This window comes from Colwellia sp. MEBiC06753, assembly GCF_053470325.1.
Genome location: NZ_JBQMTM010000005.1, coordinates 15908 through 36968 on the forward strand (window position 1 = coordinate 15908; position 21061 = coordinate 36968).

Sequence of the window (21061 nt, forward strand, 5' to 3'; positions counted from 1 at the left end):
TTACTAACTAAGCTTACCTTTAGCTAAAGCTGCATAGGCGATAAAATGGTACTTGAAGATTGCTCAAGGGTTTCAGGGTAGTCAAGCGTGTAATGTAAGCCGCGGCTTTCTTTACGCTGCATTGCACATTTTATTATTAGCTCTGCTACTTGAACTAAATTACGTAACTCAAGCAAGTTATTACTGACGCGGAAATGGCGGTAATAATCATCAATTTCACGTTGTAGTAATTCTACGCGGTGCAATGCTCGCTCTAAGCGTTTAGTGGTACGGACAATACCGACGTAGTCCCACATAAATAATCTAAGCTCATGCCAGTTATGCTGAATAACCACTTCTTCGTCTGAGTCTGTAACTCGGCTTTCATCCCAAGTAGGTAACTTGATGTACTTTTTATTGGTGGTTAAGGTTTCAGTAATATCTTGTGCTGCTGCTCTTGCGAACACTAAACATTCCAGTAATGAATTACTGGCCATGCGGTTTGCGCCGTGCAGACCTGTGTAAGCAACTTCGCCAATGGCATAGAGGTTTTCAACATCCGTCCTGCCGCGTTTATCTATCATAACCCCGCCACAGGTATAATGGGCTGCAGGTACCACAGGAATTGGTTCTTGGGTCATGTCGATGCCAAGCGATAAGGTTTTTTGATAGATTGTTGGAAAATGTTGTTTGATAAAATCAGCAGGCTTATGACTGATATCTAGGTACATGCAGTCGGCGCCTAAACGCTTCATTTCAAAATCGATAGCGCGAGCTACAATATCGCGCGGTGCAAGTTCAGCTCGCTCATCAAACTCGGGCATAAAGCGGCTGCCATTTGGTCGACGAAGTATGGCGCCTTCACCACGCAGTGCTTCAGTGATCAAGAAGGTGCCCGCATTTGGATGAAACAGGCAAGTTGGGTGGAATTGATTAAACTCCATATTTGCGACTCGACAGCCGGCACGCCATGCCATGGCAATACCGTCACCACTGGCAACATCAGGATTTGAAGTATATTGATAAACTTTACTGGCGCCACCGGTGGCTAAAATGGTCTTTCTGGCGTGAATCGCTTCTACTTTTTCACTGTTGCGGTTCCAGATATAAGCACCGATACATTCATTCGCTCCAGCTTCATTCGTTTGATTGATTAAATCAATGGCGTTGTAGCGTTCAAATATACGAATACGATTATGCTGCTTAATTTTTGAAACTAAGGTTTCTTGTACGGCCTGACCGGTTGCATCCGCTGCGTGCAATATACGGCGATGACTATGGCCACCTTCACGGGTTAAATGATATTTAGCTTCGCCATTGTTGTCTGCTTCTTGGTCAAAGTTAACCCCTTGCTCAATTAACCATTCTAGGCAGGCTTTGGCATTTTCAGCGGTAAACTGCACAACACCTTGTTCACAAAGCCCTGCACCGGCAATTAAGGTGTCTTCGACATGAGAGGCTATGCTGTCGTTTTCATCAAATACAGCGGCAATACCGCCTTGGGCATAAAAGGTTGAGCCTTCATTAATTGGTCCTTTGCTGAGCACAATGACATCGGCGTGTTTTGCCAGATGCAACGCCAAGGTTAAACCTGCTGCGCCGCTGCCAACAATTAAAACGTCACAATTGTGTTGTTTGCTCATGAGGGTTCCTAATGTACTCAGTTATATTGATATTCTTTGCCAGTTAACGCCTAAATACGTGTAAAAATAGCAAGATTCAGTTAATCTAAAGAAGTCTGAATTTTAACGTGTTAAATCTGTTGGGAATAGTCATAACTGTGTGTTATTCCATTAATTGACATTTTTTTTCATATTTTTTCGAACTTTATTTGATCTTTAAAGTCATAACAGTTGCGTTTGTTTTGAGCCAAATGTTTGTAGAAGTAGTTTTTTAGGAGATATGGCTCACATGAGCGAACAGGTAATCGACCAGGAATTGGTCGAGAGAGTACAACGAGGAGACAAAGGAGCTTTTGACTTGTTGGTAAAAAAATACCAACATAAAGTTTCCAGCTTGGTGGGACGTTACGTTAAAAACCAAGCTGATGTGCCTGACATTGTACAAGAAGCATTTATCAAAGCGTATCGCGCACTACCTAACTTTAGAGGTGAAAGTGCGTTTTATACTTGGCTTTACCGAATTGCGGTAAACTGTGCGAAAAATCATATGGTTGCCAGCGGAAGAAAGCCCCCAAGTAGTGATGTAGAAGTTGAAGATGCAGAGTTTTATGAAGGTGGTGATGCACTGAGAGAAAATGCTTCTCCAGAACGTATGCTACTAACAGATGAAATTAAACGAATTGTTTTTGAAACAATGGAACAATTACCCGAAGAATTACGTTTAGCAATTAATTTCAGGGAAATTGAAGGGTTAAGCTACGAAGAAATTGCCACGATTATGGACTGTCCTGTTGGTACGGTTCGCTCAAGAATTTTTAGAGCACGTGATGCCATTGATAAGAAAATTAACCCATTAATTCAGCGCTAAAAAGAAAGGTATTTTTATGATTGAAAATAAGTTTGAAACCGTCTCTGGCTTGATGGACAACAATCCCCAAGACGTCGAAAAACTTGAAAGTGTTGTTAATGAACAAGACTTAGCTCAGCGCTGGGAGAATTATCACTTAATTGGTGATGTGTTACGTGATGATGTGCCACAAGCTATTCAGTTAGACCTATCTGAGCAAATTGCCCAAGCCATTGCTGATGAACCGACGGTACTGGCACCAAAACGTAGCAACTTATTGAATTCAGTCAAAGGTAAAGTGGTACAATTTGCTAAGCCGTTTGGACAGGTAGCAATTGCAGCTTCTGCTGCTGGCTTAATGATTTTAGGCGTGCAAACCTCAAATGTTGCCGATAACGATAGCGTTATTCCAAGTCAACAGATAGTTCAAACCGTACCGTTTGCAGGTGTTGCCGATCCGGTAAGCTTAAATTATCAAACGCCAAGCCGAGCCGCACAACAACAAGCATACATTGAGCAACAACGTCGTTTTCAAGCGTTGTTAGCTGATCATAATCAGCAGGTTAAATTAAGTTCGGTTGCTAAAACAGATGTTGATTCCCAAGTGCCAACCAACGAGAATGATGCAACAACCGAAAAGGCTGAAGACAAGTTTAAATGAAATTAATTAGTAGTTTGCTATTGCTGTTAAGTGCCAGCTTTTCAGCAGTAGCAGTGGAAAGTGAGCAAGCGGAGTCTTGGCTCAAGCGTTTATCCCAGTCCTTAAATACCCTAAATTTTAATACTTCTTTTGTTGTTGTAAAAAATAATCAGGCAGAGCCTTATCACTGGTTTCATGGTATTGACCAGGATAATGTCTCATTAGAAATATTGTCTCTACTTAACGGGCCAAGACGTGACGTGCTGCGCAAAGGCAATATCGTTAGTTATATTGAGCCTGAATTACCGCCATATTCAGTAAATGCTAATCAAATTAGTGGTCCAATCCCTGCAATTTTTAGTCAAGATGTGACTTCATTATTAGATAATTATGAGTTTATTTCGGTTGGGCGTAGTCGAATTTTAGGTAAGTCGGCGCAATTAATTCGAATTGTATCTCGTGATGGTCACCGCTTTGGTCATTGGCTTTGGTTAGACATGGAATCTGGCTTGCCATTAAAGCTAGCGCTAATTACCAGAACCGGCCAGTTATTAGAGCAAATTCAATTTACTCACTTAGATATTACCGAGCAACCATCTGAAAGTTTAAAGCAGCTGTCTGATGCAGAGTTACCGCAAGTTGTGCATGTGCCCAATATGGATCTGCAAGACTTTTCTTGGCAGGTGAATTGGTTGCCAGCTGGTTTTGAACGAGTACAGGCCATTCGTCATCGTATTGTCCATACCAAACAGCCAGTTGAGTCGATGTTATTTAATGACGGTTTAGTCGATATTTCTGTGTATGTTAATGGCAGCAATGAAAAGCAACGACCAGTTGAGTTTGTGATGGACGGTGCTACTGTTGTGCTCAATCAAGTGGTTAATGGCTTTGAAATCAGTGTGGTTGGAAAAATACCGTCGAATACCGCAAAAGCTATTGCCGACTCTGTTAGTTTCTCAGTGTCAGGCGTTAGATAGGCGTTAGGTTTACTATGGATGAACAAGCTCAAGTTATCGCGATAAACCAAGGCAGCGTGATTGTGCAAAGCCGAGTGAAATCGAGCTGCAGTCAATGCCAGCAGGTGGATAACTGTGGCAGCGGTCAGGTAGCAAAAGCATTTCCACAGCCTAAATTGACTCTTGAGATTGAAACATCAGAAACGTTTAATATTGGTGATAACGTCATCATAAGCATTCCTGAACAGCAGTTGTTGTCGGTGGCATGGCGAGTTTATTTATGGCCGATAATTGGCTTGATGCTAGGAGCCAGTTTAGGTCAATACCTAACGTCTACACAGTTTTTCTCTCATGAATGGCCAGCAATGATCATGGCATTATCTGGCGGGGTAATTGGTTTTCTAATGTCTCGACATCAAGTTAATACTAGCCCTCGCCAACAAATGCTATTGCCGACAATTAAACATCTTCTTATTGATAGTCATTTAATTGATTAACTTACCGTCCCAAGCTTAGCTTAACATTTCTCTAGAGATATTTAGTATTGCCAGATTTGTACTAGTCGATTTGTACTAGTTGTTTTGAAGTGTTGATAAAACTAAGCGTAAGTACGGATATTTAACAAGTAAATATAGCCGAGCGCGCCTAAATTAGCTAAAATCTCGCCATTCCAAAATTTGACTCAACTTTTAACAATCCAGTTTATGAAACATATCCGAAATTTTTCCATTATTGCCCACATTGACCATGGTAAATCAACGTTATCTGATCGTTTGATTCAACATTGTGGCGGCTTATCTGATCGTGAAATGGAAGCGCAAGTTTTGGACTCCATGGATTTAGAGCGTGAGCGTGGTATTACCATTAAAGCGCAAAGCGTTACCTTGGACTATAAAGCCAAAGATGGCGAAATTTACCAGTTAAACTTCATTGATACTCCTGGTCATGTTGACTTTTCATATGAAGTGTCTCGTTCATTAGCATCGTGTGAAGGTGCACTATTAGTGGTAGATGCTGGCCAAGGTGTGGAAGCGCAAACGGTAGCAAACTGTTATACCGCCATTGAAATGGACTTAGAAGTTTTACCTATTTTAAATAAAATTGACTTACCACAAGCCGATCCTGAGCGCGTTTGTGAAGAAATTGAAGATATTATTGGTATTGATGCAACAGGTGCTGTGGCGTGTTCAGCGAAAACCGGTTTAGGTATTGAAGATGTACTTGAATGTATCGTTGAAAATATTCCACCGCCAAAAGGCGATCCTGATGCCAACTTACAAGCCCTGATTATTGACTCATGGTTTGATAACTATCAAGGCGTAGTGTCACTTGTTCGCGTAATGAACGGTGAAGTGAATAAAGGCGATAAGATGGTGGTTATGTCGACTGGCCAAACTCACCTTATTGATAAAGTAGGTATTTTTACGCCGAAGCAGAAAGAAACCAATATTTTAAGAACTGGTGAAGTAGGTTTCATTATTGCTGGTATTAAAGAAATTCACGGTGCACCAGTAGGTGATACTATTACCATTGCGAAAAAAGAAGCTGAAAAACCGCTAGCTGGCTTTAAGAAAGCACAGCCGCAAGTTTATGCGGGTATTTTCCCAATTAGCTCTGATGATTATGAAAGCTTTAGGGATGCATTAAATAAGCTCAGCTTAAATGATGCGTCGTTATTTTTTGAGCCAGAAAACTCTTCAGCACTAGGCTTTGGTTTCCGTGTTGGTTTCCTTGGTATGTTGCACATGGAAATTATTCAAGAGCGCTTAGCGCGTGAATATGATCTAGATCTTATTACCACAGCGCCAACAGTAAACTACGAAGTATTAACGACAAAAGGTAACGTTTTGTCGATTGATAACCCTAGTGACTTACCACCAATTAATGAAATTTCAGAAATTCGTGAACCAATTGTTCAGGCGAATATTTTAGTACCACAAGAACACTTAGGGAATGTGATTACCTTGTGTATCGAAAAACGTGGTATTCAAAAAGATATTATTTATCACGGTAAGCAAGTTGCTGTTACTTACGAATTGCCAATGGCAGAAGTGGTAATGGACTTCTTCGATAAACTAAAATCAACCAGTCGCGGTTATGCGTCGTTAGATTACCATTTTGTTCGTTTCCAAGCTTCTGATATGGTAAGAGCGGATGTGATGATCAATGGTGACAGAGTTGATGCCTTGGCCATGATCACTCATCGCTCGAACTCAGTTTCCCGAGGTCGTATGTTAGTGGAGAAATTGCGTGAGCTTATTCACCGTCAAATGTTTGATATAGCCATTCAAGCAGCAATCGGTAATAACATTATCGCCCGTACTACGGTTAAACAATTACGTAAAAACGTAACAGCCAAGTGTTATGGTGGTGATGTATCTCGTAAGAAGAAATTATTGCAGAAGCAAAAAGAAGGTAAGAAACGCATGAAGCAAGTAGGTAATGTTGAAGTGCCTCAAGAAGCGTTCTTAGCTGTACTTAAGTTAGAAAACTAACATTAGAAAGCTAACATTAGAAAGTTAGCATTAAAAAATTAGGATTTACATGGCGGTTTATTTTTCTTTATTTCTGGTTATTATTACGGTTTTAACCGGTATTGTTTGGGTAGCAGATAAATTTTATTTAGCCCCGCAACGCCGTTTAAAGTTAGCTGATGCAATAGCGGAAAGTGGTGAAAGTTTAACGGATAAAGCCAAAGCTGAAATTACAGAGCCTTCTGCGGTTGTTGATACAGCCGTTCAAGTGTTTCCAGTTATTGCGTTTGTACTGATCTTACGTTCATTTTTATATGAACCATTTCAAATTCCATCAGGCTCAATGATGCCGACTTTGCTTGATGGTGACTTTATTCTGGTGAATAAATTCAACTACGGTTTAAAAGATCCTGTAGCGCGCAATAAGTTTGTTGATATTGGCTTGCCCGAGCGTGGTGATGTGGTGGTGTTTAAATACCCTGTGGAACCGACCATTGACTATATTAAACGCGTTATCGGTTTACCAGGCGATCGGGTGATTTATCGTAATAAGTCGCTTTACATTAAGCCTGCTTGTCAGCCAACTGACGACGTATGTCCTGAATTTGAACAAGTTATTCAAGAGTTTGAAGCGAAAGGTGAATACCTAGATGGTGATTTTGAGCTAAGTCGATATACCTCAAAAATGCCAAACAAAACCCATCAAATTCTGGTGAATGACAATATCTTGCCACGTACTAACCATTATTTTAATCAGCCGGGTACGCAGCGTGATGAGTTTGTTGTCCCTCAAGGTCATTATTTTGTGATGGGTGACAATCGTGATAATAGCCTTGATGGTCGATTCTGGGGCTTTGTGCCAGAAGAAAACCTAGTGGGTGAAGCCGTAGCTATTTGGATGAGTTTTGGCTTTGAGCGTGATGAAAACAGCTGGATGCCTGAGTGGATGCCAAGCTGGGTGCCAACTTCAGTAAGATTCTCGCGCATTGGTGGTATTGAGTAGTGATCAGAAATACGCCTGAAGCCTTAGCGCGATTGAGTCAGCGCTTAGGCTATCAGTTTAAGAATTCGCAATTATTACTACAAGCGTTAACCCACCGCAGTGCCAAGGGTATGCATAATGAGCGTCTAGAGTTTTTGGGTGATTCAATTCTAGGCTTTGTCATTGCCGAACAGCTTTATGGGCAATTCCCTAAAGAAAGCGAGGGCGATCTTACCCGAATGCGCTCAAGTTTAGTGCGTGGGGTAACCCTAGCTGAAATGGCGCGGGACTTTAAATTAGGTGAGCACCTTATTCTTGGTCCAGGTGAAAAGAAAAGTGGCGGACATCGTCGTGATTCCATTTTAGAAGATGCTGTTGAGGCGATTATTGGTGCCATCTATTTAGATGCCGATATGTCTGTATGCAAAGAGCTCATTTTAAAATGGTTTAAACCGCGTCTAGCCCAAATGAAACCGGGTATTGCGCAAAAAGATCCTAAAACTCGATTACAAGAGTATTTACAGGCTAGAAAAATAGCCTTGCCTAATTATGAAGTGATAGACATAAAAGGTCAGTCACATAATCAAGAATTTACCATTAAGTGCACGACTGATATCACCACAGATGAAATCGTTACTAAAGGGACTAGTCGACGTAAAGCTGAACAAGCTGCGGCAGAGCGGGTATTGGAGATAATTTCAGATGAGCAAAAATAATCCGCATTGTGGCTTAGTGGCCTTAGTTGGCCGACCTAATGTTGGTAAGTCAACGCTGTTAAATGCTTTACTAGGTCAAAAAATTAGTATTACTTCACGTAAGCCACAAACTACGCGACACCGTATTTTAGGTATTTTGACTGAAGATAACTGTCAGGCTGTTTTAGTTGATACTCCTGGTTTGCATAGCGATGAGAAAAAAGCGATCAACCGCTTAATGAATCGCGCCGCCAGTAGCTCAATATCAGAAGTGGAATTAATTGTCTTTTTAGTGGAAGGTACTCACTGGACAGCTGATGATGAAATGGTATTAACCAAAATCAAACAAAGTGGCGTGCCGTGCGTATTGGCGATCAATAAAGTTGATAACGTTCAGTCAAAAGAAGAGTTATTGCCACATTTGGAAAAATTAGGGGCAATGCATACTTTTCAGGAAATTATTCCAATTTCGGCGACTAAAGGTGATAACGTCGATAAAATTAAGGCGTTATGTCTAGCAGCATTACCTGAAAGCGATTTTTGGTTCCCAGAAGATTATATTACCGATAGATCAAGCCGATTTATGGCGTCTGAAATTATCCGCGAAAAGTTAATGCGTTTTACTGGTGATGAATTGCCTTATTCAACTACGGTTGAAATAGAACAATTTAAACAAGATGAAAAGGGCATATTACATATTAACGCACTGGTACTGGTTGAACGTAGCAGTCAAAAACGTATGGTTATTGGTAACAAAGGCGAGAAGCTTAAAACAATTGGCCAGGAAGCACGCCGTGATATGCAGGCATTATTTGGCCAACAAGTGTTTCTGGAAACTTGGGTCAAAGTTAAAGCCGGTTGGGCTGATGATGAAAGAGCATTACGTAGCTTAGGCTATGGTGATGATTACTCAGGTTAAGCATTTGCTCAGCCTGATCCTGATTTAGGTACGGAAACGTGATTACCGAACCACAACCTGCATTTTTACTGCATAGTCGTCCTTATCAAGATCACAAACAGTTAGTTGAATTCTTTACCCCGATTGACGGCAAAGTAGCGGCGGTTGTTTATGTTGGTAAATCATTGAAGTCCAATAAAAAACCGCTACTACAACCTTTTCTACCGCTAACCATTCAAATAAAAGGTCAGCACCAACTTAAAACCTTACAAACGATAGAAGCTCAGGGTAAATCCTTGGCATTAGTTGCCAACAACTTATATTGTGGGTTTTATATTAATGAGTTATTGGTGCGTCTATTACCTGAACTTATTCCTTGCGAGTCATTATTTCAGCTCTACCAGCAATTAATTAAGCGCTTAGTAACCGAAGTTCATGTGGAGCCCTTGCTTAGGGAATTTGAATTGGCGTTGCTGACGGAGTTAGGAATAGGCTTGAATTTTGAGCAATTAGAATCGTGCCAAGGGAGTTATGTCAGCTTTAATATGGAACATGGCTTTGAGCAGTCAGCAGGCCGTAGTGAAAGTTATTTGAAGTCAGATTTATTAGCGTTTGCGGAAAATCAACTACAGCATGCATCTGCATTATCCACGGCAAAGCGTTTAATGCGGTATATTATTAATCAGCTGTTAGGGCACCAACCGTTAAACAGCCGCAAACTATTTGAAAAAAGAGTGTAATTATATGAAAGAGATTTTGTTAGGGGTAAATGTTGATCATATCGCCACTTTACGCCAAGCACGTGGTACGACTTACCCAGATCCAGTACATGCAGCTAGCGTAGCAGAACACGCTGGTGCTGATGGTATTACTATTCATTTACGTGAAGATCGTCGTCATATCCAGGATCGCGATGTTTTTGTGATGAAAGAAACACTGCAAACTCGAATGAACCTTGAAATGGCCGTAACAGATGAAATGATCGATATTGCTTGTCAGGTTAAACCTACGTTTGTTTGCTTAGTACCAGAAAAGCGCGAAGAGCTTACGACTGAAGGCGGATTAGATGTCGCCGGCCAGCTCGCTAAAGTTTCGTCAGCAGTGGCAAAATTGGCAGAGCAAGGTATCTTAGTTAGCTTGTTTATTGATGCAGACAAAGCACAAATTGACGCAGCAAAAGCGGCTAAAGCGCCATTTATTGAAATCCATACCGGTTGTTATGCTGATGCCGAAACAGAGCAAACGCAATTGGCAGAATTAGCGCGTTTAGAAGAAGGGATAAAATATGCGGCAAGTATTGGTTTGAAAGTCAATGCTGGTCATGGATTGCACTATCATAATGTAAAACCGATTGCGGCAATTGAAGAGGTTATCGAGCTTAATATTGGTCATGCCATTATTGCTCGCGCGGCGATTGATGGTTTAGATAAAGCAGTACGAGATATGAAACAGTTAATGATAGAGGCTCGTTTGTAGTGTCAGTGGTTGGTATTGGTACTGATATTGTTGAAGTTTCTCGTATTGCAGCTATGGCAGACAACGCCAAGCAACGTTTAGCTAAGCGAATTTTAACATCTAATGAACTGGAACGATATCTGCATCACCCACAACCAGATAGCTTTTTAGCCAAACGCTGGGCGGCTAAAGAGGCAGCGGCCAAAGCTTTAGGCACTGGCATTGCCGCTGGTGTTTCATTCCAACATTTTGAAATAGAAACACTTACCTCTGGTGCTCCAGTATTGCAACTAGATGCAATTGCACTGGAGAAGGCACAAGGTTTAGGGGCAACAAATTGGCACATTTCGATTTCAGATGAAAAACATTATGCGCTTGCATTTGTGGTACTATCTAAATAAATTAGTGTTTAATATATACTCAACTATACTTTAGTTAGTAAAGCTGTAGCTGGCGTGCATTGCGTACATCTGGTGTACATAAAGTTGCGACAGTAAGACGTGACAATGCAAATTGTTCTAGAAGTAAGGCTTTTGCCTGTTATGAGGTTGGATTATGAATCCTCTAGAAAAACCGTTAGTTGAACGAAGAAGTGAACCACCCGAAAACTCAGTTTGGTGGTCACGTTTGTCGTTAGCGCAGAAATTTTCAGCAAGTAGCCTTGGTAAGTTTGGTTATGAATTGCGCTTTATTCGTAATGACAACGGTAAAAGCTTAGCGGTGCTAACCTGTAATGGCGGAGTTGCTGTGATTACCGAAGATGGCGAAATTAATACGTCACCCAATATAAAAATTCGTGAATAACCGGTACCAATTCATAAAGCGTACTTACACCATAACTAAGCCGTAGCTAGCGTTTTTTTGCTAGCTTAACTCTTCCACTTCTTTAAGAATTCCCGGGGCTTCCTTTAATACTCGATCAATATGTTCGAAAAACTCAAAGAACTCGGGTTCTAGATCGTCCAATGCACTTTCTTGCTTTAACATACTTTCAATTTGCATAGTAATTTTCGCAAGGGCTGGTACGCCGGTATAACAGCACGCACCGTTAAGTTTATGAATCAAGGTTTTTACTTGGTCGGTGTCCTGACAAGTAATAGCTTCTTCAATTAATGATTTTGTCTCAGGTAAACTACTAACCAAGCCGTTTAACATATCCTTGGCTAGGTGAAGTTTATTGCCTGTGCGAGTCATCGCCAACGGCCAGTCAATAACCTCTGTTTTAATGTTTACGCTTTCACCAACCGCCTCTAACTGTTGAGCTAATGTAGGTGTACTGAGGAGTTCAAGATCGCAATACTCGTAAATGGTATGTTTAAGCATGGACTCATCAATAGGTTTAGTCATATATGAACTAAAGCCTTCAACTAAAAGCTTTTCTTTTTCGCCACTTAAGGCGTGTGCGGTAACGGCAATAATCGGTGTTTGATCATTAAAGGTATTAGACTTAATCATTTTAAGGGCACTAATGCCGTCCATTACTGGCATTTGAATGTCCATGAAAATCAGGGCAAATTTCTCTGTTTTACATAACTCTACCGCTTCTTCACCATTAGTGGCGGTATTTACTTCTTGAACTTGCTCGGCTAACAAGGCACTAATTAACTTTAGATTGGCATCATTATCATCAACAGCCAGCACCTTAATTGGAATTTTTTTATTACTGATGGATAACAGCTCATTTGCTGGTAGCTGCTCTGCGGGTAGCAACGCTTTGGCAATTCGAGAAGGAGTTAAAGGCTTACTTAAACAGCTTGTAGCGCCACTTCGAACTAATGCTTCATGTAGGCTGGGAGAGTTACTGTTAATTGCTAAATGGATCGAAGGACAACGCTCTTTTACTGACTTTATTAGGGCTTTAAGTTCAGCTAATGCCGTTGGTGTCACATCATGACTAATCAGTGCGTAATCATAGTTTTGTTCTTGGGCAAGGACGTCGCTAAGTTCGTTGATATTACTAACCGGCATAACCGTCATATTCCAGCTAGATAAGATTTCGCTAGTAGCGATGCGGCCATGGGTATGGGGTTCAAAGTATAAAATTGACTTATGAGTTAAGCCTTCTATTGGAATTGGCTGACCAAGTGATACTGGGTTAATTTCACATTCAAATGAGAACCAAAACGTTGACCCTTTACGCTCTTCACTAACAAAACCGATATCGCCGCCCATTTCTCGGGCTAAGCGCTGAGAAATAACTAGGCCAAGACCCGTTCCACCATATAGTCGGGTAACACTTTTATCTGCCTGACCCAAAGGCTTCAAAAATAGTTTTTTGTTGATCTAGCGTCATACCAATACCGGTATCACTGACGGTGACTTTATATAGTGCTCGATTATTGGTGATAGACTCAATATCGACATCAATACATACCGAGCCTTTTTCGGTAAATTTAATCGCATTATTGGCTAGGTTGATTAGCACTTGCTTAATTCGCATTGCATCGCCAATGAGTGAATCTTCAATTTGCGGTGCAATCCGCAACGATAATTCGATATTTTTCTTATGAGCGCTAGGCGCTAGCAAGGTTAATGTTTCTTCTAAAGACTCTCTTAAGGCAAACGGTATGCTTTCAATAACCATTTTGCCGGCATCAAGTTTTGAAAAGTCGAGAATGTCGTTAATGATCGCCAATAAATTATTGGCCGAGCGTTCAATGGTTTGCAGGTAATCACGCTGTGTATCGCCTAGTGGGGTTTTTAATACTTGTCTTGTAAAGCCGATTACGCCATTTAGTGGCGTGCGTAACTCATGACTCATATTGGCTAAAAATTCAGACTTAACCTTGTTTGCTTCTTGCGCTTTGCGCTTTGCGATATCCAACTCAACGTTTTGAATTTCAAACTGCTCTAAGCTTTCACGTAAATCTACTGTGGCTTGGTCAATTGAACGCTGCATTTCATCGTGATAATCCCCTAAACTTTGTGCCATGGCATTGATACCATTTTTCAAAAAGTTTAATTCGCCAATGAGTTGACCACTAACACGGCTTTCTAACTTTCCTTCTCGAATGCGATCTACCGCTTGCACCATGGAACTTACTGGCCGGGTTACATTTTTAATTAACCTGAAAGCAAATATTGCGCTGATAAGTGAACCAAATAAAACAATAGAAAAGGCAATTAAAATTTGGCTTTGTTGTTGAAACTTTATTTTATTGCGGTCAATTTGAACGGCGATATACCCTAGGGCATTTTCATAAACATTATTTGGTGTTGGCTGACCATTGTCGTTAAAAATAGGTGCTCTAAAAATTAAATATTCCGGCAGTTTTTCAACTAAAGTTTTTGATGGTATTGCTTGGCCTGGGCTAAGGCGCATCAAACCGGTATCACCATGATAGGCACTGGTAACAAAAATCTGATTGTCTGCGGTAAATATTGTAATGTTTTTAATGATATCGGAATGGTTTCTATGAGCTGCACCGATCAAACGCCTTAAGGTTTCGCGCTTTTTCGTTAAAATTGGTTCAACCCCAACAATGGCTATGGGCTCCAAAATACTTTGGGCTCGTAATGCTAAATAATCATCTAATTCGATATAGCGACTATAAGAAAAATAGCCACCAATACCGATACCTATGACGGTGGTTGGAATAATAGTAAGTAATACGACCCAGTCTTTTAGACTTATTTTGTGCATTATTGCCTGGAACTTTAGTGTAAAATCAACCGCTGATGACGTTATCATGTCACAACATCCACTAAATTTATACTACCGATTCTGGGAAGATTTCGCTTTCTATGGCAAAAATATTTAAAGCAGCAAATATTGCTAAACTGCAAACAAGTAAGATGGTTGGTAAAACCATCAACGTTACTATTGAACGGCTTGATATTAATGGCGTTGGTGTTGGACGCTTTGAAAAAAAGTCAGTGTTTATCCCTCATACATTAATAGGTGAAAATGTTAGTGCGAAAGTCCTAGAAAGCAATGCCAAATTTATCAAAGCCAAAGCATTAAAAGTTGCTCAGATCTCGCCAGAGAGAGTTTCTCCTGAATGTGGACATTATTACCAATGTGGTGGCTGCGACTTACAGCACTTTTCTCAACAAGGGCAACTTGGCTTTAAGCAGCAGAAAGTGACTGAGTTGATGGCTCGTCAGGGCGTTGAAAACCTGCCTTGGCAGCCTGAAATTGTCAGCAAGCCATGGCATTATCGACGTAAAGCGCGCATCGGTGTGCAGTACAATAAATTAGGTGAAGCCATTATTGGCTTTAGACAAAAAGAGTCAAATACCTTAATTCCAATTAAGCACTGCCCAGTATTAGCCGAAGAATTTAATGAAATATTTCAACAGCTAAATACTGTGCTGATTCAATTAGCTGCGCCGAAAAGTATTGGTCATATCGAAGTCATTGTTACCGAAAATATCACCTTAGTCATTCGGCAGTTAATCAACTTGTCGGCTCAAGCTAAACAAATCTGGCAAGTTGCAGCAAACCAATATCAATGGCAAGTGTACTTTGATTATGGTCAGCAATTAATGGCTCTAAACTTGAAAGAACCAGCAACGGAAGAATCAGAACTGGCAAAGCCTGAACCGGAAAAACCCAAGAATACTGCACCATTAGCTTATTTGCTGGATGACTTTACTATTAACTTCTCACCCAGTGATTTTATTCAAGTTAATGCCAAGGTTAATCAGCAAATGGTCAATCAAGCACTTCATTGGCTTAACTTAAGCGCGGACGATGTAGTACTGGATTTATTCTGCGGTTTGGGAAATTTTTCCCTGCCCATAGCAAGGCAGGTTAAGCAAGTTGTTGGGGTAGAAGGGGTCAATGACATGGTGGCAAGGGCAGAGGCCAATGCTGCAACAAATCAAATAACGAATGCTAGCTTTTATCAATTTGATTTAAATAGTGACTGGCTAGAGCAAGTTTGGAGTAAGCAAGAATTTACCAAAGTGTTATTAGATCCGGCACGTGCAGGGGCATATGAAGCTTGTCAGCAATTATTAAAATTTAAGGCAAGGCAGATTCTATATGTTAGCTGTGATCCCACCAGCTTAGCGAAAGATACTAAAGTCTTATTAAACGGTGGCTATCAAATTAAAAAAATTGGTTTAATCGATATGTTTAATCAAACAAAACACGTAGAAACTATGGTATTGTTTGAACTCGAAAGTGACGACTAATTATCTCCATTTCAACTAAGGTTTTTTCATGGTTTCGGTACGTAAATCTCATCAAATGTCGACCACCAACTTTGAGCATTGGCTAACATCGCTTGAGTTAACAAAAGCGAAAGCTGATGCGCTACAAGGGTTGTGGCAGCAGGTACAACAAAAATTCGATGATGAACCGACAACGTTAACCAAATCACTAGAAATGGTGGAAATTCTTGCTGAATTAAACCTAGATAAAGACTCATTATGCGCTGCGGTTTTAGTGCCATTAATTGAAAATAAGTCACTTGCGTTGGCTGATATAAAAGAGTCATTTGGCGCAAAAATTTATATGTTGTGTAAAGGTGTTGATCAAATGAAAGCGATCAAAACCTTACAGCAAAAACAAACCAATAAAGTTGCTGCTAACCAAGTGGATAATATTCGTAAAATGTTATTGGCGATGGTTGAAGATGTGCGTGCGGTAGTGATTAAGCTTGCTGAGCGCCTCTGTTATTTACGCCAGGTGAAAAATGCTGACGAAGAAGTTAGGGTGATTGCCGCTAAAGAAACGGAAAATATTTACGCGCCGCTTGCTAACCGCTTAGGTATTGGTCAATTAAAGTGGGAATTGGAAGATATTGCTTTTCGTTATCTACATCCTAATACCTACATGAAAATTGCCAAATTGCTCGACGAAAAGCGCCTTGACCGCGAGCAATATATGGTGAATTTTGTAGCGACTTTGCAGCAACAATTAGAACAAATGCAGGTTAAAGCCACGGTTTATGGTCGGCCCAAACATATCTATAGCATTTGGAAAAAAATGCAGAAAAAATCGTTAGATTTTGATCAGTTATTTGATGTTCGCGCGGTTCGTATTATTGCTGAGCAACTACAAGATTGTTATGCAGCGCTTGGTGTAGTGCATACTAATTGGAAGCATTTGCCTAATGAATTTGATGACTATGTCGCAACACCTAAAGCCAATGGCTATCAATCAATTCATACGGTAGTACTTGGCCCAGAAGGTAAATCGGTTGAAATTCAGATTCGTACTGAACAAATGCATCAAGATGCTGAATTAGGGGTTGCTGCGCACTGGCGTTATAAGGAGGGCAGTGCATCAGGTAAAACCTCTGGTTTTGATGAAAAAATCGAATGGTTAAGAAAAATTCTGCGTTGGCAGGAAGATGTTTCTGAAAGTGGTGAAGTCATAGAAGAGCTGCGCAGCCAAGTATTTGAAGATCGAATCTACGCATTTACCCCTAATGGTGATGTGATTGATTTACCGGCTGGCGCAACTCCGTTAGATTTTGCTTATTACATCCATTCAAATGTTGGCCACTGTTGTATTGGCGCCAAAGTATTTGGCCGTATTGTGCCATTTACTTATGAGTTACAAACGGGCGATCAGGTTGAAATTTTAACCAGTAAAAAGCCCAACCCTAGTCGAGATTGGTTGAATCCATCACTTGGCTATATTCATTCGGCTAGAGCCCGCGCAAAAGTTCAACATTTCTTTAAAGTACTCGATCGCGATAAGCATATCGAGCAAGGCAAAGCCTTATTAGATGCCGAGTTAACTAAAGCTCAACTTGAGTCAATAGATGTTGATGCAGCAGCACAAAAATTTAATGTTGCTTCCCTTGATGATTTATATGCGGCAATTGGCTCTGGTAATGCGCGTTTACAGCAAGTGGTTAATTTTATTACGCAACGCTTGGAAAAAGAGCAAGCGCCGGCAGATATTGATCCGCAGTCGATAGTTAACAAACAAGCGAGCCAACATAAAACGCAAGCAAATGATGGTGTAACTGTACTTGGTGTTGGTAACTTAATGACGCATATGGCGAAATGTTGCCAACCTGTACCTGGCGATGAAATTTTAGGTTTTATCACCCATGGTCGTGGTATTTCGGTACACAGAGCTGATTGTGAACAATTAGCCTTGTCACTTGAGCAACAGCCAGAGCGCGAAATAGATGTGCAATGGGGCGAAGATCAGAAGAAAAGTTATCAAGCAACTATTCAGGTTACCGCCAGTGATCGCAATGGCTTATTACGCGATATTTCAACCATCATTTCTAACGAGCGCGTGTCTATTGTTGGCATGGCTAGCCACAGCGATAAGTTTAAGCAAACCATGCGTATGAGCTTTACCTTGGAAATTGCCAACAGTGATATGTTGACACGTATCCTGACTAAATTACGCCAACTAGATGATGTTATTGACGTTAAACGTTTATCACATTAGGAAGCTGTTATGTTAAACGCTAAACCTTCGATGGAAAAATTACGCTGGATTATGGCACAGCTACGCGACCCTAAAACTGGCTGTCCTTGGGATATTAAACAGGATTTTGCTTCGATAGTGCCTCACACTATAGAGGAAGCTTATGAAGTTGCCGAAGCAATTTATCAACAAGATTTTCCAGAGCTAGAAAAAGAGTTGGGGGATTTGCTGTTTCAGGTGGTGTTTTATAGCCAGTTAGGGCAAGAGCAACAACATTTTAATTTTGATGATGTGGTAGCGGCAATTTGTGAAAAATTAATTCGTCGTCATCCGCATGTCTTTGCTGATAAATCTTTAACCACGGATGCTGAAATTAAAGCCAACTGGGAAAATGAAAAAGCGAAAGAGCGCCAGCAAAAAAGCGCCGATAGCAATTTAAGTATTTTAGCGGATATTCCCAAAGCGCTTCCGGCATTATCGAGAGCCAATAAAATTCAAAAACGTTGTGCTCATGTCGGTTTTGATTGGGATAATATTGGTCAATGTTTTGATAAAGTGGAAGAGGAAGTTGCCGAAGTAAAGGCTGAGCTTTATAGCGATCCTGAAAAACTGGCCGAAGAGTTGGGGGATTTAATGTTTGCAGTGGTTAATGTTTGTCGCCATGCCAAGCAAGATCCTGAAGCAGTTCTGCGAGCGGCCAATGAAAAGTTTACTAGGCGTTTTCAACATGTTGAAAGCCAAGTGGCCGATTCAGGTATAGATTTTGAGTCTTATGATTTAACTGAGCTGGAACAATTTTGGCAGCAAGCTAAAGCCGTAAAGACGCGATAAACTCATTCGCCAAACTTAATACACAATAACTTTATGCTTTATAAAATAATTGGGTTGTTTTTTGTTGGATTAGCCATTGTCGGTGCCGCATTACCAGTGCTGCCAACCACGCCATTTCTGTTAGTAGCAGCCGGATGTTTTGCTAAGTCATCACCGTATTTACATGGCAAGTTACTCGCTAATCCGGTATTTGGGCCACTGATAAAGGATTGGCAACAACATCGTTCAATTGCTAAAAAGAGCAAATATCTGGCGTTAATGACCATGGTCATAGCAGCAGCGTGGTCATGCTATATATTAGAATCTAATACTTGGCGGCTGGGGCTAATTTTATTGATGGTCGTGCCATTTATTTTTATTTTACGCTTGCCAATATCAGATCATCACCAGCGCAAAATAGAAAATAATCAATAGCTATTAGCAAACAAAAAAGGCGAGCTTAAGCCCGCCTTTTTAATAATTGAGAAATTTACACTTAATGTTCAAGTACGGCAACTTCCTGTTGAACACTAAGTAACTCGCCGTCTTTAACGAAAACAATAGCATCACGACCATTTTCTTTTGCTTGATAAAGCGCTCGGTCAGCATCATTAAACACTTCTGTACTATTGCTGGTTTGTTCAGTAAAAGCTGCGATACCAAAAGAGCAGGTTACTTTTAATACTTTGTTTTTCCTGCGAAGTTCAAACTTCAGCTTATTAATAACTTCTCTAAGCTTTTGAGCTATCTTAATCGATTCATTGATATTGGTTGCCGGTAAAATGATGACAAACTCTTCACCACCATAGCGTGCAACATAATCGGTTGAACGCATATGCTTTTTAAGGGTTTGCCCTAAACATTTAAGTACTTGATCACCTATGCTGTGGCCGTAAGTGTCGTTAATCGCTTTAAAATGATCTACATCAACGACAATTAAACTTAGCGGCTGTTTCGTTGTTTGCCAGTCTTGGCGTTCTTTATTTATTCTTAAAACATAGCCTTTACGGTTGCCTACTGTCGTTAATTCATCGACTAAACTAACTTCCTCGGCAACATTAAGTTTCTTTTCAAGCTTATCAACGAAACTGCTTGTGTTTTGTATTTGTAAATTCAAATCTTTTATTTTGGCTTGATTGGCGCTATGAATTTTATTTTGCTGCTGTGCGTAATTATTCACAATATCTGAAAGCAAGCTGACACTATCTTTAATGTGCTTTTTCATGCCATCAATCGAGTTGATGGTATGCGCCTTTGTTTCCATATCACTTAATTTGCTAAGCATATTAGTGGTAGCATCGTCACTGCTACCTTTAAGCGATTGCGCCAATTGTTGAATTACTGTGGTTTGACTAAATGCGCCTAATAAACTGGTATGAATATCATTTAGCATTTCTTCTGCCGCGCAGCGCTCTTGCTGAATAAGCAACGTAAGGTAAGTGGTTGTGCGCTCAAGTAGGTTTATTGAGGTAAAGAAAGTACCTTTGCCCTCGGTAACTGTGCTTGCTTCTTGCAAAATAGTGCCAATGATTTTGTCATTCGGGTAGGACTTAATCAGTTGTTTTGACACGATAATGATGTCTTTAATTAGCTTTCTGCTGGCTAATTGAATATCAGCTGCAACTACGCCAGTTTCTTGAGAGTCATTTTCTTCGGCTGAAACCACAACATTTGACGATGCGCGAATATTACTTAAATCGTTGGCGATAAAATCTAGCGCTTTACCTGCTGCTACCAAAACGTTATAGCTCGGTTCTTCAAGTTCTAGCGTTGAGGTAATCTCATTAAATCTTTCTAATTGATGGCTAGATAAGTCGCGTGATATTGACTTTTTAATGGATGACTTAAACTTTGTTAATGCCGCTTTTTCTTGTTGGTAATCAGCATTGTCATAGCTATTTTTCATCTTAGCGTATTGCTCAACTAAAGATGAAAACGTAAACATAGCATCATTAGACTTTAATGCTTTTTTGATATTAAAAAGTTGGTTTGCCAAAGTGCCGTTGCTAGGAGATATTTCGATAAAATGCTTTATAGCCCGTTTTAACTCCGAATTTGAACGTTTTAAATTGTTTACTTCTTGGCTACTTATTTCCATGCTCATTAATGCTTCCAACTACTTTTAAGTAACTAATATTTCTAATTAATATTTTAATAAATGATGTTAAAGGTGCGGTAAGGTTTGCTAATTAACTGTTTTTTACTTTTGATAAGGTTACTTTTAACGCCAAGGTTCAAAGTAGTTTATCACCTATTTTTCATCCGTTTATCACTCACAGCAAAGTTACAAAATGATAACAAAGCAAGCCCGCTAAGGCTTTAAAAAAAATGGCTTAATAGCCATTTTTTTGAGAT

20 protein-coding genes are annotated in these 21061 nt (G+C 40.2%); 16 read left to right on the plus strand and 4 right to left on the minus strand.

Annotation, left to right across the window (positions count from 1 at the left end; all coding sequences use genetic code 11):
- Window positions 1-23: 23 nt before the first annotated feature.
- Window positions 24-1622, minus strand: coding sequence for an L-aspartate oxidase (gene nadB / locus ACOB82_RS05535; protein WP_448211948.1), 1599 nt, complete (start codon window positions 1620-1622; stop codon window positions 24-26).
- Window positions 1623-1890: 268 nt separating this feature from the next.
- Between nadB and rpoE the strand changes: the two genes are divergently transcribed.
- The 12 genes from rpoE to ACOB82_RS05595 all read left to right on the plus strand — a co-directional run bounded on the left by rpoE (window position 1891) and on the right by ACOB82_RS05595 (window position 11352).
- Window positions 1891-2469 carry an RNA polymerase sigma factor RpoE gene (rpoE, locus tag ACOB82_RS05540; protein ID WP_448211949.1) on the plus strand — a complete coding sequence of 193 codons (579 nt, stop codon included), beginning with the start codon at window positions 1891-1893 and terminating at the stop codon, window positions 2467-2469.
- A 16-nt stretch (window positions 2470-2485) separates the two neighbouring features.
- Window positions 2486-3109, plus strand: coding sequence for a sigma-E factor negative regulatory protein (locus tag ACOB82_RS05545; RefSeq protein WP_448211950.1), 624 nt, complete (start codon window positions 2486-2488; stop codon window positions 3107-3109).
- Window positions 3106-4065 carry a MucB/RseB C-terminal domain-containing protein gene (locus ACOB82_RS05550; RefSeq protein ID WP_448211951.1) on the plus strand — a complete coding sequence of 320 codons (960 nt, stop codon included), beginning with the start codon at window positions 3106-3108 and terminating at the stop codon, window positions 4063-4065. The genes ACOB82_RS05545 and ACOB82_RS05550 overlap by 4 nt, the downstream gene beginning before the upstream one ends.
- Before the next feature lie 14 nt (window positions 4066-4079).
- Entirely contained in the window at window positions 4080-4541 is a 462-nt protein-coding gene (locus ACOB82_RS05555) for a SoxR reducing system RseC family protein (RefSeq protein WP_448211952.1), read from the plus strand.
- A gap of 207 nt (window positions 4542-4748) precedes the next feature.
- Window positions 4749-6539: a translation elongation factor 4 gene (lepA, locus tag ACOB82_RS05560; protein WP_448211953.1), complete on the plus strand. Its 1791-nt coding sequence runs from the start codon at window positions 4749-4751 to the stop codon at window positions 6537-6539.
- A gap of 49 nt (window positions 6540-6588) precedes the next feature.
- Entirely contained in the window at window positions 6589-7521 is a 933-nt protein-coding gene (lepB, locus tag ACOB82_RS05565; RefSeq protein WP_448211954.1) for a signal peptidase I, read from the plus strand.
- Window positions 7521-8216 (plus strand): ribonuclease III, encoded by a 696-nt coding sequence (gene rnc / locus ACOB82_RS05570; protein ID WP_448211955.1) that lies wholly within the window; start codon window positions 7521-7523, stop codon window positions 8214-8216. The genes lepB and rnc overlap by 1 nt, the downstream gene beginning before the upstream one ends.
- Complete coding sequence (era, locus tag ACOB82_RS05575; RefSeq protein ID WP_448211956.1) at window positions 8203-9114, plus strand: GTPase Era; 912 nt, start codon at window positions 8203-8205, stop codon at window positions 9112-9114. Before rnc ends, era begins: the two co-directional genes overlap by 14 nt.
- Window positions 9115-9152: 38 nt before the next feature.
- Complete coding sequence (gene recO, locus ACOB82_RS05580) at window positions 9153-9833, plus strand: DNA repair protein RecO (RefSeq protein ID WP_448211957.1); 681 nt, start codon at window positions 9153-9155, stop codon at window positions 9831-9833.
- 4 nt (window positions 9834-9837) lie between these two features.
- The gene (gene pdxJ, locus ACOB82_RS05585; RefSeq protein ID WP_448211958.1) at window positions 9838-10569 is read left to right on the plus strand and encodes a pyridoxine 5'-phosphate synthase; all 732 of its coding nucleotides are present in this window, start codon (window positions 9838-9840) and stop codon (window positions 10567-10569) included.
- Window positions 10569-10949 carry a holo-ACP synthase gene (acpS, locus tag ACOB82_RS05590; RefSeq protein ID WP_448211959.1) on the plus strand — a complete coding sequence of 127 codons (381 nt, stop codon included), beginning with the start codon at window positions 10569-10571 and terminating at the stop codon, window positions 10947-10949. The genes pdxJ and acpS overlap by 1 nt, the downstream gene beginning before the upstream one ends.
- Before the next feature lie 154 nt (window positions 10950-11103).
- Entirely contained in the window at window positions 11104-11352 is a 249-nt protein-coding gene (locus tag ACOB82_RS05595; RefSeq protein WP_448211960.1) for a hypothetical protein, read from the plus strand.
- 60 nt (window positions 11353-11412) lie between these two features.
- Here the strand turns inward: ACOB82_RS05595 and ACOB82_RS05600 are convergent, their stop codons facing one another.
- On the minus strand, window positions 11413-12813 hold the full coding sequence (locus ACOB82_RS05600) for a response regulator (RefSeq protein ID WP_448211961.1): 1401 nt from the start codon (window positions 12811-12813) through the stop codon (window positions 11413-11415).
- Window positions 12788-14239 (minus strand): histidine kinase dimerization/phospho-acceptor domain-containing protein, encoded by a 1452-nt coding sequence (locus ACOB82_RS05605; RefSeq protein WP_448211962.1) that lies wholly within the window; start codon window positions 14237-14239, stop codon window positions 12788-12790. The genes ACOB82_RS05600 and ACOB82_RS05605 overlap by 26 nt, the downstream gene beginning before the upstream one ends.
- Window positions 14240-14292: 53 nt before the next feature.
- Here ACOB82_RS05605 and rlmD point away from each other — a divergent pair, with 53 nt between their 5' ends.
- Genes rlmD through ACOB82_RS05625 form a run of 4 tightly spaced genes read left to right on the plus strand, consistent with a single transcriptional unit; the run spans window position 14293 to window position 19141 of the window.
- Window positions 14293-15690 carry a 23S rRNA (uracil(1939)-C(5))-methyltransferase RlmD gene (rlmD, locus tag ACOB82_RS05610; protein WP_448211963.1) on the plus strand — a complete coding sequence of 466 codons (1398 nt, stop codon included), beginning with the start codon at window positions 14293-14295 and terminating at the stop codon, window positions 15688-15690.
- A 28-nt stretch (window positions 15691-15718) separates the two neighbouring features.
- Window positions 15719-17917 carry a GTP diphosphokinase gene (gene relA, locus ACOB82_RS05615; protein WP_448211964.1) on the plus strand — a complete coding sequence of 733 codons (2199 nt, stop codon included), beginning with the start codon at window positions 15719-15721 and terminating at the stop codon, window positions 17915-17917.
- A gap of 9 nt (window positions 17918-17926) precedes the next feature.
- Entirely contained in the window at window positions 17927-18727 is an 801-nt protein-coding gene (gene mazG / locus ACOB82_RS05620) for a nucleoside triphosphate pyrophosphohydrolase (protein WP_448211965.1), read from the plus strand.
- A gap of 33 nt (window positions 18728-18760) precedes the next feature.
- Complete coding sequence (locus tag ACOB82_RS05625) at window positions 18761-19141, plus strand: YbaN family protein (RefSeq protein ID WP_448211966.1); 381 nt, start codon at window positions 18761-18763, stop codon at window positions 19139-19141.
- A 61-nt stretch (window positions 19142-19202) separates the two neighbouring features.
- Here ACOB82_RS05625 and ACOB82_RS05630 read toward each other — a convergent pair whose 3' ends face one another.
- Window positions 19203-20810 carry a GGDEF domain-containing protein gene (locus ACOB82_RS05630; RefSeq protein ID WP_448211967.1) on the minus strand — a complete coding sequence of 536 codons (1608 nt, stop codon included), beginning with the start codon at window positions 20808-20810 and terminating at the stop codon, window positions 19203-19205.
- Between the last annotated feature and the right edge of the window lie 251 nt (window positions 20811-21061).